The 15129-nt window shown below is 62.3% G+C and carries 12 protein-coding genes; 6 read left to right on the top strand and 6 right to left on the bottom strand.

Annotation, left to right across the window (positions count from 1 at the left end; genetic code table 11):
* Nucleotides 1-78 precede the first annotated feature (78 nt).
* Nucleotides 79-1428, top strand: a complete 1350-nt coding sequence (locus ACM6IP_RS10435; RefSeq protein ID WP_414861445.1) for an MATE family efflux transporter — start codon at nt 79-81, stop codon at nt 1426-1428.
* A gap of 27 nt (nt 1429-1455) precedes the next feature.
* Here ACM6IP_RS10435 and ACM6IP_RS10430 read toward each other — a convergent pair whose 3' ends face one another.
* The 6 genes from ACM6IP_RS10430 to ACM6IP_RS10405 all read right to left on the bottom strand — a co-directional run bounded on the left by ACM6IP_RS10430 (nt 1456) and on the right by ACM6IP_RS10405 (nt 8447).
* On the bottom strand, nt 1456-2241 hold the full coding sequence (locus ACM6IP_RS10430) for a DUF4123 domain-containing protein (protein ID WP_095170183.1): 786 nt from the start codon (nt 2239-2241) through the stop codon (nt 1456-1458).
* Nucleotides 2238-3785, bottom strand: coding sequence for a type VI secretion system Vgr family protein (locus ACM6IP_RS10425; protein ID WP_414861444.1), 1548 nt, complete (start codon nt 3783-3785; stop codon nt 2238-2240). The genes ACM6IP_RS10430 and ACM6IP_RS10425 overlap by 4 nt, the downstream gene beginning before the upstream one ends.
* A 233-nt stretch (nt 3786-4018) precedes the next feature.
* Nucleotides 4019-5932: an arginine decarboxylase gene (gene speA, locus ACM6IP_RS10420; RefSeq protein ID WP_095170181.1), complete on the bottom strand. Its 1914-nt coding sequence runs from the start codon at nt 5930-5932 to the stop codon at nt 4019-4021.
* Nucleotides 5933-6153: 221 nt separating this feature from the next.
* Nucleotides 6154-6525 carry a translation initiation factor Sui1 gene (locus ACM6IP_RS10415; RefSeq protein ID WP_414861443.1) on the bottom strand — a complete coding sequence of 124 codons (372 nt, stop codon included), beginning with the start codon at nt 6523-6525 and terminating at the stop codon, nt 6154-6156.
* Between the two features lie 293 nt (nt 6526-6818).
* A complete protein-coding gene (locus ACM6IP_RS10410; protein WP_401130320.1) occupies nt 6819-7376 on the bottom strand; it encodes an NUDIX hydrolase in 558 nt (185 codons plus the stop codon).
* Between the two features lie 3 nt (nt 7377-7379).
* The gene (locus ACM6IP_RS10405) at nt 7380-8447 is read right to left on the bottom strand and encodes a DUF2333 family protein (protein WP_095170178.1); all 1068 of its coding nucleotides are present in this window, start codon (nt 8445-8447) and stop codon (nt 7380-7382) included.
* A gap of 285 nt (nt 8448-8732) precedes the next feature.
* Here ACM6IP_RS10405 and ACM6IP_RS10400 point away from each other — a divergent pair, with 285 nt between their 5' ends.
* The 5 genes from ACM6IP_RS10400 to accC all read left to right on the top strand — a co-directional run bounded on the left by ACM6IP_RS10400 (nt 8733) and on the right by accC (nt 14962).
* Entirely contained in the window at nt 8733-10403 is a 1671-nt protein-coding gene (locus ACM6IP_RS10400) for a response regulator (RefSeq protein ID WP_095170177.1), read from the top strand.
* A 52-nt stretch (nt 10404-10455) separates the two neighbouring features.
* Entirely contained in the window at nt 10456-12417 is a 1962-nt protein-coding gene (locus ACM6IP_RS10395) for a methyl-accepting chemotaxis protein (protein ID WP_414861442.1), read from the top strand.
* A 206-nt stretch (nt 12418-12623) separates the two neighbouring features.
* Nucleotides 12624-13076: a type II 3-dehydroquinate dehydratase gene (aroQ, locus tag ACM6IP_RS10390; RefSeq protein WP_095170175.1), complete on the top strand. Its 453-nt coding sequence runs from the start codon at nt 12624-12626 to the stop codon at nt 13074-13076.
* A gap of 48 nt (nt 13077-13124) precedes the next feature.
* Entirely contained in the window at nt 13125-13586 is a 462-nt protein-coding gene (accB, locus tag ACM6IP_RS10385; protein ID WP_095170174.1) for an acetyl-CoA carboxylase biotin carboxyl carrier protein, read from the top strand.
* Nucleotides 13587-13603: 17 nt separating this feature from the next.
* Nucleotides 13604-14962, top strand: a complete 1359-nt coding sequence (gene accC, locus ACM6IP_RS10380) for an acetyl-CoA carboxylase biotin carboxylase subunit (RefSeq protein ID WP_095170173.1) — start codon at nt 13604-13606, stop codon at nt 14960-14962.
* The last annotated feature ends 167 nt before the right edge of the window (nt 14963-15129 follow it).

Genomic DNA, 15129 nt, shown 5'->3' with positions numbered 1-15129 from the left:
GGGAGCAGATCGCCGCTGATCCCGAACCACCGCCCCTGCGGATCTGCCGCTACAATGCCGCTCGCCCAAGGAGCCTGCATGTCCACCCTGATCAACGACTGGCGCGACCGCCCGACCCACCGCCGTGTCTGGGCGCTCGCCGCGCCGATGATTCTCTCCAACCTCTCGGTGCCGTTGGTGGCGCTGGTCGACAGTACCGTGATCGGCCACCTGCCCCACGCCCACCAACTGGGCGCCGTGGCGGTCGGTGCCAGCCTGTACACCTTCCTGGCCTGGGCCATGGGTTTCCTGCGCATGGGCTCCACCGGGTTCGCGGCCCAGGCCGCCGGACGCGGGGACGGCGCGGCCTTGCGCCAGATCTTGCTGCAGGGCCTGCTGCTGGCGCTGGGGCTGGCCGTGCTGCTGGGCAGCCTGGGCGTGCCACTGAGTGGCGTGGCGCTGCACTTCATGCAGCCGTCGGCGGAGCTCGAACACCTGACTCGGGAGTTTTTCCACACCCGGCTGTTTGGCTTGCCTGCGGCCCTGGCCAGCTATGCGCTGGTCGGCTGGTTCCTCGGCACCCAGAACGCCCGCGCGCCACTGGCGATCCTGCTGACCACCAACCTGGTGAACATTGCCCTCAACCTGTGGTTCGTCATTGGCCTGGAGTGGGGCGTGGTCGGCTCGGCCCGGGCGTCGGTGATCGCCGAATGGACTGGCGCCCTGCTCGGCCTGGCCATGACCCGCAGCGCCCTGCGCGCTTTTCCCGGGCATATGGCCTGGGCGGCACTGGCCATCTGGCAGAGCTGGCGGCCGCTGCTGGCGGTCAACCGGGATATCTTCATCCGCAGCCTGGCGCTGCAGTCGGTATTTTTCATGATCACGGTGCAGGGCGCCCGACTCGGTGATGCGACGGTGGCAGCCAATGCCCTGTTGCTCAACGGCCTGCTGTTGACGGCCCACGCCCTCGATGGCCTGGCGCATGCCGTGGAGGCGCTGTGCGGCCACGCCATCGGCGCCCGTGATCGCCAGGCCCTGCGCCGCTCGCTGGTGGTGGCTTGCGGTTGGTCGTTGATCGCCAGCACCGGCTTCGCCCTGTTGTTTCTGTGTGCCGGGCACCTGTTCATTGAAATGCAGACGGATATCCAGAGCGTGCGCGACACCGCTTTCAGCTACTTGCCTTACCTGGCCGCCCTGCCCCTGATTGCGGTCTGGAGCTACCTGCTCGACGGCCTGTTCATCGGCGCCACCCGTGCGCGGGAAATGCGCAACGGCATGCTGTTGACCGTGGTCATCGTCCTGCCGTTCGCCTGGGCCCTGCAAGGCCTGGGCAACCATGGCCTGTGGCTGACATTCCTGCTGTTCATGTTGCTGCGCAGCCTGACCCTGGGCGTATTCGCCTGGCACCTGCGCAACAAGGACCAATGGTTCACCGGCCACACGCAGTGAACCACCGTACTGGCGCAGACGCCGGCTTCAAGTCGGATCGTTGCGCCAGTGCTGACGCAGGCTGTCCAGACGCTCCTGCTGAGTGCCTCCCGGCAGAACCACCTGCAGCGTGGCGGATGGGTATTGCAGGCGCAGGCGCAACCAGCCGTCCAGCACCGCGTGCTCGGTGAAGCCCTGTTCCAAGCCTTCCTCGAGGCAGCACCAGATCACCCCATAATCATGCCCAGTGGCCCGGCACCACGACCAGGCATGGCGCTCCAGCAAACACGTCTGCAACTTATCCTGCTGGTGCTGGCTGAGGTTGTCTTCGATCGCCAGCTCACTTACAGCCCGGCGCGGATTGACCATCTGCTGCCACCCCAGGCTGCCCATGGCCCGATCCGCCCAGGTGCCGCCGTACCAGTACAACCGGTCGATCGGCCCCAACCAGCGGCTTAACTCACTGGCGTCGCGGGCATCGAAGAAGTAGCTGGCGGTCCAAGGGTTGTAGTAGCTCAACAGGCCCTTGTGATGCAGGCCGAAGGTCACCGTGAGCATGCGCCGCAAGTGCTCGAGCAACGGACCTGCCGACACCGAGGTCTGCAACAGTAGCCCAGGCCAGTCTTCCGGCTGATCATGGACGCAATCGGCCAGCCTCGCGTGGCTCGCCAATTCGATCACCTGCGGCCCCTGCTCGCGCAACCCATGCAGGTCGGTGTTGGCAAACAACGCGTGCCGCACCGCGCCGGCAAAGCCGTGCTGCAACCGGCTGCAGGCCTGCGGTGCGGCGGGTATGTCGAGCAACAGCCATTGCGCTGTGCGGGTCAGGCTCATGCTGCACCACTCAGGCCATCACCTGTCGCCGTGCGACACACGCAGATGAACTGGCGGCAATGGCTGTAGCTGCCACCACCGGGCAGCAGGCACAGCAACACCAGCGGCTGACTGGTGCGCAGCAGGGTCAGCAAGTCCTGGGCCGCGATCGCGGGCACTTCCTCCATGGTTGCACTCGGGGTCTCGACCGTGGGCGGTTCCATGGCCTTGAGGTGAATGTTCGGGCTGGACAGGCGCAAGGTTTCACCGTCGAAACTCACTTCGCTGCAACCGACCTTGAACTGCCGTTCAACGCTGGGGCCAACGGCCTGTGCCGGCCCGGGCGACACTTGCAGCTGTTGCTCGCTCCCCATGAATGCTGCCGCACTGATCTGCAGTTGCAAGCGTGTCGCAGGCGAGCCGGTAGCAGCCAGGTTATCCCCGGTCTGCAGTGGCGTGACGAGCACGCCGCAGATCAAGGGCTGATCCGGATCACCCTCGGTATAGCTGACGTACACCTCCGCACCTGCCCTGAGTCCATTTATCGCCTGGACAGATAAATGCGCAGCCACCGGCAACCAGCAATGACTAGGGCGACCGCCCTCGCCCTGGTACAACCACTCCAGTTGCACCGCGATCCGCTGCTGCGCATCACGGTGTTGGCCGTCCACGTTCACCACCCAGCCGAGTTGCAGGCTGCTCATGCGCGGTTTCGCCGGCGATTCGGCTGGCACGTACGGCACGCCCCACGGAATGGCCCGCAGTCGATTGTGATAGTGCGGCACGTCGTGCTGGCTCGCGCAATGTTCGACCCGGGTGATCAACCACTGGCCAGTGCCCTCGGTGCTGGGGTGTCCGGAGCAGGATAAAAGCCGCCCCGCGCGCACTGTGGGCCGCTCGGTTGCTGCCTGCACATGGATGCCGTCCGCTTGCGCATGCACTGCAAATCGCCTGACACCGGAGGCACCTTCAACCCCGAAGCTAAGCGTCTCGGCCACGCAGTGGTGCTGCCCGCAATCGCTAAACACCAGGCAATGGCCTGCTCGGCGGTGCCGGAAGTGGTAGTCAATCGACTGCTGGCCACACAGGCGCTGGACAAACGCCAGGTCGGATTCACGGTACTGAGTGCAGAACTCCAGTGCCGGATACTCACCGCGCAATTCGAATCGGCAAGCCTGCCCGTCAATGCCGTGCTCACTCAACACCTGGGCGAGGATCTGCGGCACCGACAATCCGCTGAATACACGCTGGGTGAAGCGACGTGCCAGACAGGCCAGTCGCGGGCCCAGGGTCACACGCCAGAGGCCAGGTTGTGCTTCATCGTGAAGCGGCACCAGGCCCTGGATCTGTCCATGAATGCCGCTGACCGCCGTGCCGAAACACAGATAGGCCGCGCGAAACATCAGGCTGGACAGGTCCAACTGGCGCTCGTCCAGGTGCAAGTCCAGCAGGAACTCAAAGGGTTGGCTGATGGCTTCGCTGCCGCTTAACGCGACCACGACCAGGGGCTGGGGTTGACCCGCTATCTCCAGACGAAATGACGGCTCGTAAAGGGGATCGAACATCGGCTTTTCTCTACAGGAGGGGCGGCCGGGGATTCTCGCTGAGAGACATGGCCGAGTAGAGTGCCGAAATACAACTTGGGAAATGGACTACATGAAATGAGGAAGCACCATCGTTGATAGTGCTACACCATTAAAAATCGCTGAAAAAACTAGGAATCGCCTTACCAGACCATCCGAATTTTCCGTAAGACGCGGAACATTTTCAGACAGCCTGGTTTCAGCGGTTCGTTACCTCAGGAAGACAGGTACGAAGAACGAGTCAGGCCCAGGCGCAGTGCGTCGAGGAACTGGGTACGCTCGGCAGCGGTGATCCGCGCGCTGGCGACTTTGTCGCGGTAGTGAGTCATCAGCTCTTCCGGCGACAAGTGCACGTAGCGCAGCATGTCCTCGATGGTGTCGTGGGTCTCGATCCCAGCGTGATAAACACTACCGTCGGCATTCTGGTAGATGTTCACCGAGTCGGTGTCACCAAACAGGTTGTGCATATCGCCGAGGATTTCCTGGTAGGCGCCCACCAGGAAGATCCCCAGCAGGTAGTCTTCACCGTCCTTGAGGGCATGCACCGGCAGGCTGGTCTCGATGCTCTGCTCGTCGACGTACTGCTTGATCTTGCCGTCGGAGTCGCAGGTCAGGTCTTGCAGCACGGCGCGGCGCAGCGGCTCTTCGTCGAGACGGTGCAGCGGCAGGATCGGCAGGACCTGGCCAATGGCCCAGGTATCTGGCAGGCTCTGGAATACCGAGAAGTTGCAGATGTACTTGTCGGCCAGCTTGTCGTTGAGTTCGTCGAGCACCTGGCGGTGCGAGCGCTGACGGGCCTTCAACGAGTTGTGCAGGCGACGGCAGACGGCGAAGTAGCATTGCTCGGCCAGGGCTTTCTCGGCCAGGGTCAGCTTGCCATCGGCGTACTGGGCCGCCACGTCGCTCATGTAGTGAGTGGCGCGCCAGTAGGTTTCGGTGACCATCTCGATGTCGGTCGGACCCAGCAGGTCCACCAGCCATTGCACGGTTTCCGGCAGTGCTTCCTTGTTCTCGATCTGCGGTACGTCGTCGTTGTGTTTCTCGACGTCGGTCACCTGCACCACCAGCATGGCGTGGTGGGCGGTCAGGGAACGGCCGCTTTCGGAGAAGATGTTCGGGTGTGGCAGGCTCTGCGCGTCGCAGAATTCCTTGAGCATCCCGACCACGACACCGGCGTAATCGTCCATGTCGTAGTTGATCGAACTGGCATTACGCGAGTGCGTACCGTCGTAGTCCACACCCAGGCCGCCGCCGACGTCGATGTGGTCGACCGGCAGGCCGAGGTTGCGCAACTCGCCGTAGTAACGGATTGCTTCCTTGAAACCGTGCTGGTAGTCCGCCAGGTTGGCGATCTGCGAACCCATGTGGAAGTGCAGCAGGCGGATGCCCTGGTCCAGGCCAGCGGCGCGGAAGCGCTCGACCACCGACAGCAGTTGCGCCGCCGACAGGCCGAACTTGGATTTCTCACCACCGGTGTCCGCCCACTTGGACGAAGCCAGGGACGACAGGCGTACCCGCAGGCCGACCTGTGGCTTGACCTTGAGCGAGGCGGCTTCTTCGATCACCAGGCCGACTTCGGATTCTTTCTCGATCACGATGAATACATTGTGGCCAAGCTTCTGGCCCATCAGCGCCAGGCGGATGAACTCACGGTCCTTGTAACCGTTGCAGACGATGGTGCCGCCCTTCGGCGCCAGGGCCAGCACGGCCAGCAGTTCAGGCTTGGAACCGGCTTCAAGGCCGATGGACACATCCTGGGTGGCGATGATGTTCTCGATCACCGCTTCTTGCTGGTTAACCTTGATCGGGTACAGGGCGGTGTATTTGCTCTGGTATTCCAGGCGCTCGATGTTCGCATCGAAGGCGCCGGTCAACTGACGCACGCGGTCTTGCAGAATGTCCGGGAAACGGACCAGCAACGGCAAGGACAGGCCACTTTTGCGCAACTGGTCGACTTGCTCGAACAGGTCGATAGGCGAGCTGTTCGGACCGTTCGGACGAACTTCGACGCGACCGGCGTCATTGATCGCGAAATACCCGGCCCCCCAATGGCGAATCCCGTAAACACTGCGGCTGTCCGCAACTGTCCATTGGCTGCCATCGTCTTTGCGTGTGCGTCGTACGGACATCGAAGTCCCCTATAAATGAAGTCAAAGAGCGCCACCCGGGTTGAGGGCTGGCGCAGCTTAAAGAATGAAAATGACGATTAGCCTGCAACGAGGGGATAGACCTCGAATGCAGCCCTGAGTTTAGAAACCGGTCAGAACAGGCTCTGTGAAAACCTTGGAGACGCCGCCGACGCTGATCGGGATCAGGCCTGCGTCAAGTCGGGTGGTCTTCACAGAGGCTGCTAGCCGCCGGATTTCTTCGCTTTGAAACCGTGTTTGATCAGCTCTGCCAAGAGTAGCTCGACATGATCACCCTGGATTTCGATGACCCCGTCCTTCAACGCACCGCCGGTGCCACAGCGTTTCTTCAACGTCGTGGCCAGGTCCTTGAGCGCGTCTTCGGCCAGCGGTACGCCGCTGATGGTGGTCACCGTCTTGCCGCCACGGCCCTTGCTTTCGCGGCGCACGCGCGCGACGCCATCACCGGCCGGGATAACGGTTTGTTGGCAGATGCAGGCTGCCACGGGCTGGCTACAGTCCGGGCAATGTCGACCTGCGTCGGTGGAAAATACCAGGCCACCAAGGGCGGCGAAGGATGCGGCTTTTTTGGCCACCGGCAATCCTCTTGGGAGGACAAAGACTGGTCGCAGCCACGTTGGCACGGGCTATCGACCGCGAAGCCCCACTCAGGCAGGGGCAGCGCTACTGGAACGGTACAACCCTGTAGGAGCGAGCTTGCTCGCGATGGACGTCAACGATAACGCGCGGCATCAGGCAGCACGTGTCGTCCATGCATTTTTCGCGAGCAGGCCGCAAGCGGGCACTCGCAAGCGGGCACTCGCTCCTACAAAAGGTCGCGCAGTGTAACGACAAAAAGCTCACTTGCTAAGAGCCAATCGGCGCCAATTTATGCATCTTTTGCGACGTCGATGCCGCGCGCCCGCAGATAGCGTTTCAAAGCCGCCAAAGAGTCCGGGCAGTAAGGCTTTTCGCTGATTTCCTGCATGACCTGGGCAAGGGGGATAAAACGCGCCTGCAGCACCTCTTCCGGCTGCAGTATCAAGGGCCCGTCCCAGACCGCCGAAAACGCCGCACACCACAGGCGGCTGTCGGTGTCCTCAAAGAAAAAATGGTCGTGGGCGGTCAGTTCCACCCCGCTCACCCCCAATTCCTCCGCAAGCTCCCGGGCCGCCGACTCGGCGTAGCTTTCATCGACACCGACCATGCCGCCGGCCGCCACATCCCAGAATCCGGGATAGAGCGCCTTGCTGAAGGTGCGCTGATGCACGCACAACTCACCGCTGGAGTTGAACAGCATGATGTAGGTGCCGCGCCCGATCAGCCCGCGCTCGCGCAACTCTGAGCGCACCAGTGAGCCGAGCAGGTGGTCCTGCTCGTCGACCCAGGCGATCTGCTCGGCATCCGAGGCCGCACGGTGCGCGGCCTCCCGGGCTTGATCAACCATGACTCAGCCCTGGTTGAGCAGCTGACGCAGGTCGATCACCGCTGCGTTGGCCCGCGAAATGTAGTTGGCCATGACCAGCGAGTGGTTGGCCAATGGACCAAAACCGCTGCCGTTGAGGATCATCGGGCTCCAGACTGGCTCCTGCGAGGCTTCCAGCTCACGAATGATCTGGCGCACGCTGACGGTGGCGTTCTTCTTGGCCAGGACATCGGCAAAGTCGACTTCGATCGCCCGCAGCAAGTGCGACAGGGCCCACGCCTGGCCGCGCGCCTCATAGAACACGTTGTCGATCTGCATCCACGGGGTTTCCACCACTTCCTCGTCGACCTGCGGCACCTGGCCTGGGGCCACGACTTCGGTTTTCAGCGAGGTGTTCAGCTTGACCCGGCCGACACTGGCCGACAGGCGTTGCGACAGCGAACCCAGGCGGGTGCCGACATCGCCCAGCCAGTTGTTCAGGTTGTCGGCGCGGGCATAGAACAGCGCGTTCTTTTGCGAAGGGTCCGACAGGCGCGCCTGATAGCGGGTCAGGGAGTTGATGCCTTCCTGGTATTCCGACTCACTGGAAGGCAGCACCCAGCTCTTGTTGTCGAAGTTGAAGCGCGGCTCGGCCTTGGCCAGGTCGGCGTCTTCAGCCGACTGCGATTGCGAGCGGGCAAAGTCTTTGCGCAGGGCCCGGGTCAGGTCGCGGACCTGTACCAGCACTCCGTATTCCCAGCTCGGCATGTTGTCCATCCACAGGCCCGGCGGGAACCGGTCGTTGGAAATGTAGCCGCCTGGCTTGTTCAGCAAGGTACCGGCCACCGACTTCAGGGTTTCCACCGTGGTGTAGCCGACGACCATCTGCTTGCCGTCTTTCTCGGCAGCGATCTGGGCGTTCTGCTGGACCGGGAACAGCGCAGGCTCCTCGCTCCAGTACCAGCCCAGGCCGATGGTCACCAGCAGATACAGACCGATCAGCGTAGCCAGCGCACGGCTGAACAGCAGGCCACCCAAATAGCTGCGGGTGTCCGACTTGGGTTCGGCGGCGCGCTCGGGCGCGCTGCCTGCACGGTTCTTCCAGTCCAGCATGGCGATATCCTTTCAATCACTTGAGTTCATCGGTTCGACCACAACCCTACTCCATCGTGCCTCGCCAGCAGCGGATTAATCCTGCCCTGGCACGGCGCCGCATGTGTGGCGGTCGAGCGAGCACTATAGATGAAGCAGAGCCACGAGCCTACGAGACCAGTCGGTCATAAACTGAATGGAGTCGCTTTGCACAATATTGACTAGCGACACTCATGCAACTGGAAAGTGGTGCTAGCATAGAGCCACCACTCGACCTCAGCATGCACCCTCACTAGTAGTCAGGATATGACCGAGCCAGAAGACCCCAGCCGTGAGCGCCTCAAGCAGCACTTTGCCCAGCGGGTAATTCATCAGGCACGTCAGATTCTTGAGATTTGGCAGCGCCTGCAAGGCAGTGAGTGGTCGACAACCGACCTGGCGGAGCTCAGCGAAGCCAACCTGCGCCTGCTACGTTTCGCCGAGCGCTTCGAACAGCCCGAACATACCCAGTTGGCCCACGGCATCAACCAGTCCCTGCAGGCCGTCGACGCCAATCGTGGACGCTTGAGCAGTGGCCTGATCAGCGACCTCAACCGCTTGATGCAACGCTTGTCGCGCACCGGCCTGCGCCAGGGCGACCAGCTCGAGCAAACCTATCTGCCACCCTTGCGCAAGCCGGTGTACGTGTTGCTGCAGGATCACGACCGTGCCGAACGCCTGGCCAAGCAGCTGGAGTTTTTTGGCCTGAGTGCCCAGTCCCTGGACAGCGTGGCGGCGTTTCGCGCGGCGATGGTCGAGCGCCTGCCGAGTGCGATTGTCATGGACGTCGATTTCGAGGGCCCGGGCTTGGGCCTGCAACTGGCGGCCCAAGCCCAGGAAGGCCTGGAGCACAAGCTGCCGCTGTTGTTTTTCAGCCTGCTGGAAACCGACACGCCGACGCGCCTGGCCGCGGTCCGGGCCGGCGGCCAGGAGTTCCTCACCGGCACCCTCGAGGCCTCGAGCCTGCTGGAAAAGATCGAAGTGCTGACCTGCATCGCCCAGTACGAACCCTACAAAGTGCTGATCATCGACGACTCCCGCGCCCAGGCCATGTACACCGAGCGCCTGCTCAACAGTGCCGGGATCATTACCCGCACCTTGATCGAGCCGATCCAGGCCATGGCCGAGTTGGCGGACTTCCAGCCCGACCTGATCATTCTCGACATGTACATGCCGGCCTGCACCGGTACCGAACTGGCCAAGGTGATCCGACACAACGACCGTTATGTCAGCGTGCCGATCATCTACCTGTCGGCCGAGGATGACCTGGACAAGCAACTGGACGCCATGAGCGAAGGGGGCGACGACTTCCTGACCAAGCCGATCAAGCCGCGCCACCTGATCACCACCGTGCGCAATCGCGCGGCCCGGGCCCGCAACCTCAAGGCGCGCATGGTCCGCGACAGCCTGACTGGCCTGTATAACCACACCCATATCCTGCAACTGCTCGAAGACTGCAGCTTCCGCGCCCGCCGCGAGAACAAGCCCTTGAGTTTTGCCATGCTCGACATCGACCACTTCAAGCGGGTCAACGACAGCCACGGCCACCCCATGGGCGACCGGGTGATCAAGAGCCTGGCGCTGTTTCTCAAGCAACGCCTGCGCAAGACCGACTTCATTGGTCGTTATGGCGGCGAAGAGTTCGCCATCGTCATGCCCGACACCGATATCGAATCGGCCTACAAAGTACTCGAGCAGATCCGTCGACGCTTTGCCGAGATTCACTACCCAGCCCAACCGCAAGACCTGTGGTGCACCTTTAGCGCCGGCGTGGTCGACCTGAGTGAAGACAGCGACAGCCTGATGATGGCCAGCCAGGCAGACGAAGCCCTGTATCGCGCCAAGGCGGCAGGTCGCAATCGGGTGCAGGCTGCGCAGCAATCAAGGCAAAGTGCCACTTTTTCCACGGAAACCACCGATTTGGTCATAACGCTGTAATACGAACGCAATAACTTCGGGCGCTTACCATTCTGTCGTCGGTAGAAACCTGATGCGCCTGAAGTGGCTGACCAATCTCAATACCCTGCTGTTAGTGGCGGTGTGCCTCGCACTCGGCACCACTTTGTGGTGGTCGCAAAAAGCCCTGGAACGTCCTTATCTGCTGATGGAGCGTTACCTGGGACTCTCCCAGCAGTTCCAGAACCAAGTGGCACGCAAGATCGAAGACTACCTGCAAAGCGGCGACGCCTTGCGCCTGAGCAGCGCCACCCAGGCGATTACCACGCTGCAACAAGGCCTGGATGAAATGCCCCCCGAGCTGGCGCAAAGCCTGCGCCCAAGCCTGGCCAGCCTCGAGGTGTTCAGCAGCACCGAACTGCTGGCGGCGGGCAAGCTGGCTGGCGATCCACAAGCGCTGCTGCTGCAAGCGGAACGCGAACTGGGGGCCAGCCTGGAGCAACTCGGCCAGTACGCCACCGCCAGCCCCGGCCCGGAATCCGCCGCTTACTTGCCGGCGTTGCTGGCGGCGGCCCAACACCTGAGCAAGCTGTCCCTGGCCCGGGACAAATTGGTGAGCAGTGGCCGCAGTGAGTTGGCGGTCGATGTCGAGCGTGAAGTGACCAACATCCGCAGCCAGGCCGAGCTGATCGACGCCTTGCCATTGCTCGGCGTGGCGAGCAGCCAGGCGTCGAACAGCGACGACTTCGCCTCGATGATGGGCCTGCAAGGCAACGAACAAACGGTCGCCGAAGATGCCGGCACCGGCTACAAGCGCGAATTGGCCAGCCTGCTCGCCCGCTACCCGGCTGAACTGGCCCGAACCCGCGAACAGATCCGCCAACGCAGCGAACTGAGCGCCGCCACCCACCTGAAAATCGACGCCGTGCAGCAGGCCATCGCCGGGCTGGAGCCCGTGGTGCGCGCTCAGCATGGGCAGATTCAAGGCGAAGTGCGCTTGATCCAGGGCGCGATGATCGGCCTGATTCTGTTGATCGCCCTGCTGATCGACACTCTGCAAAGACGCCTGGCACGGGTCCTGAGCAACCTGGCACCGGCCTTGTCGACCTGGGCCGAAGGGGATTTCAGCGCCGACATCCACTTGGGGGCGACCAACCGTGAACTGCACGACATCGAAGAATCGCTCAATCGCCTGCGCGCCTACCTGGTGGATCTGGTGGGCACCATCCGGCGCAACGCCGAACAAGTCGCCGGCAGCAGCCGTGTGCTGGCCGAACTGAGCAACGAACTGCACAGCGGTGCCGAGCATCAGGCTGGCGACACCGCGCTGATCCGCGACTCCCTGGGCGAGCTGGAAGCCACTATCGTGCAAGTGGCCGGCGATGCCAGCCAGGCGGCCGACGCCAGTCGCCATGCGGGCCTGGCAGTCGCCCACGGGCAGCAGGTGATCGGCATGAGCCTGACCGGGCTACACGCGCTGGTCGACGAGGTCCAGGGCAATGCCCAGATGATCGAGCACCTGGCCGAGGAGTCAGCGACCATCGGCGGCGTGCTGACAGTAATTCGCTCGATTGCCGACCAGACCAACCTGCTGGCCCTGAACGCCGCCATCGAAGCCGCCCGCGCCGGGGAAATGGGCCGTGGTTTTGCAGTGGTCGCCGAGGAAGTTCGCTCCCTGGCCCAACGCACCGCCGGCGCCACCGCCGAAATCCAGACCCTGATTGCCGGCTTGCAACAGGCGGCGCGCTTGTCGGTGGACGGCATGCGCGCCCAGGTCGAGCACGCCGAGGCCACCGCCAGCCAGGCGCAGGCGGCTGACGGCGCCCTGGATAAAATCGTCGATGCGATCCAGACCATCGCCGACACCGCCGTGCGCATCGCCGATGTCACGGCCCAGCAAAGTGGCGCGGTCAGCGAAATCCGTGATCACAGCGAACGCATTCATCAACTGGGCGGGGACAATCTGCTGCGCATTGGCCAAGGGCGCAGCCAGGGCGAGAACCTGTTGGTGCTGGGCGGGCAACTGCATACGGCAGTGCAGGCCTTTCGTGTTTGAGCGACCTGTTGCAGGCGCTTCGCCTGTCGCCGGGACTTCGCCGAACGTGCAGCCAACTTGATTGACCAGATTTAATCAGTTGGTCATATACTTCGCGCAATCATCGGTAATCGTGCTGGCTATTGCAGAGAACTGGACAGTCACATTTGCTTTGCGGCATAGTCGCCGGGTTCTGATAACTACGCATAGATCACAAGGAACAGCAGATGGCGACCCTACTGGTGCTGCACGGCCCCAACCTGAACCTGCTCGGCACCCGCGAACCGGGCGTCTACGGGGCTATCACCCTGGCCCAGATCAATCAGGACCTGGAACAGCGGGCACGTAACGCCGGCCATCATTTGCTCTACCTGCAAAGCAACGCCGAGTATGAATTGATCGATCGTATTCACGCAGCTCGTGTCGAGGGCGTGGACTTCATCCTGATCAATCCAGCAGCTTTTACGCATACAAGTGTCGCATTACGTGACGCGCTGCTGGCGGTGAGCATCCCATTCATCGAAGTGCATTTGTCTAACGTGCACAAACGCGAACCTTTCCGCCATCACTCTTACTTCTCCGACGTAGCGGTGGGAGTGATCTGCGGCCTTGGCGCCAGCGGTTATCGACTGGCCCTGGAGGCCGCCCTGGAACAGCTTGAAAGACCGGCAACGGCTTGAACAACAAGCGTTAAACGCCCCTGACCGACCCTTGGGAGTTGATGATTCATGGATATCCGTAAAGTTAAGAAACTGATCGAACTGCTGGAAGAGTCCGGCATCGACGAGCTCGAGATCAAGGAAGGCGAAGAGTCCGTACGTATCAGCCGCCACAGCAAAACTCCAGCCCAGCAGTACTACGCTCCGGCGCCAATGGCTGCACCTGTTGCCGCCCCGGTTGCTGCAGCGCCTGCTGCTGCCGCTGCACCTGCCGCTCCGGCCGCACCCGTGCTCAACGGCACCGTGGCCCGCTCGCCAATGGTAGGTACCTTCTATCGCAAGTCTTCGCCGACTTCGCCGTCCTTCGTTGAAGTAGGCCAAAGCGTGAAGAAAGGCGACACCCTGTGCATCGTCGAAGCCATGAAGATGATGAACCACATCGAAGCTGAAACCAGCGGTGTGATCGAATCCATCCTCGTTGAAGACGGCCAGCCGGTTGAGTACGACCAACCGCTGTTCACCATCGTTTGAACCGCGGAGTGCCTTTGATGACTGCGAAGTTGGAAAAAGTCCTGATCGCCAACCGCGGTGAAATTGCCCTGCGGATCCTGCGCGCCTGCAAAGAGATGGGTATCAAGACCGTCGCCGTTTACTCCAAGGCCGACAAGGAGCTGATGCACCTGGGCCTGGCAGACGAATCCGTTTGCATCGGTCCGGCATCGGCCGCGCACTCTTACCTGCACATCCCGGCAATCATCGCCGCAGCCGAAGTGACCGGCGCTACCGCCATTCACCCAGGCTACGGGTTCCTCGCGGAAAACGCTGACTTCGCCGAACAGGTGGAGAACTCCGGTTTTGCCTTCATCGGCCCGAAAGCTGAAACCATCCGCCTGATGGGCGACAAGGTTTCGGCCAAGCACGCCATGATCGCTGCCGGCGTACCCACCGTTCCAGGCTCCGACGGCCCGCTGCCCGAAGACGAAGAAACCGCTCTGCGCATCGGTCGCGAAGTGGGCTACCCGGTGATCATCAAGGCCGCTGGCGGCGGCGGTGGTCGCGGCATGCGCGTGGTGCATAAAGAAGAAGACCTGATCTCCTCGGCACAACTGACCCGCTCCGAAGCAGGCGCGGCGTTCGGCAACCCGATGGTCTATCTGGAAAAATTCCTGACCAACCCACGTCACGTGGAAGTCCAGGTGCTTTCCGATGGCCAGGGCCACGCCATCCACCTGGGTGACCGCGATTGCTCGCTGCAACGTCGCCACCAGAAAGTTCTCGAAGAAGCGCCGGCACCGGGCATCGACGAGAAGGCTCGCCAGGAAGTCTTCGCCCGCTGCGTCAAGGCGTGCATCGACATCGGCTACCGTGGCGCCGGCACCTTCGAGTTCCTGTACGAGAATGGCGCGTTCTATTTCATCGAAATGAACACCCGCGTTCAGGTTGAGCACCCGGTTTCGGAAATGGTCACCGGTATCGACATCGTCAAGGAGATGCTGAGCATCGCCGCTGGCAACAAGCTGTCGTTCACCCAGGATGACGTGGTCATCCGCGGTCACGCGCTGGAGTGCCGGATCAACGCTGAAGACCCGAAAACCTTCATGCCGAGCCCGGGCACGGTCAAGCATTTCCACGCGCCAGGCGGCAACGGCGTTCGCGTCGATTCGCACCTGTACAGTGGTTATGCCGTTCCGCCGAACTACGACTCGCTGATTGGCAAGCTGATCACTTACGGGGCAACCCGTGACGAAGCCATGGCGCGCATGCGCAATGCGCTGGACGAAATCGTGGTTGACGGGATCAAGACCAACATCCCGCTGCACCGCGACCTGGTCCGCGATGAAGGCTTCTGCAAAGGGGGCGTGAACATTCACTACCTCGAGCACAAGCTGGCGGGCGAGAAGCACTAAGCTTCGAAGCTGCACCTGACAAAGCCGCCTTCGGGCGGCTTTGTTGTTTCTGCACCATCCACCTTGTGGGAGCGGGCCGGGCGGCGCTCCGCTTGCCCGCGCAGGGCATAGGTATCTACACAACTGTGGTGCGACGTTGCACCTGTGGGCCTCTGGGGTGTTGGATT

Origin of the sequence: Pseudomonas sp. IT-P176 (assembly GCF_949767245.1) — a bacterium.
In the GTDB taxonomy this organism is placed as follows: domain Bacteria; phylum Pseudomonadota; class Gammaproteobacteria; order Pseudomonadales; family Pseudomonadaceae; genus Aquipseudomonas.
The sequence above is the reverse complement of the archived record's forward strand: the minus strand, read 5'-3'. Positions and strand labels throughout refer to the sequence as shown.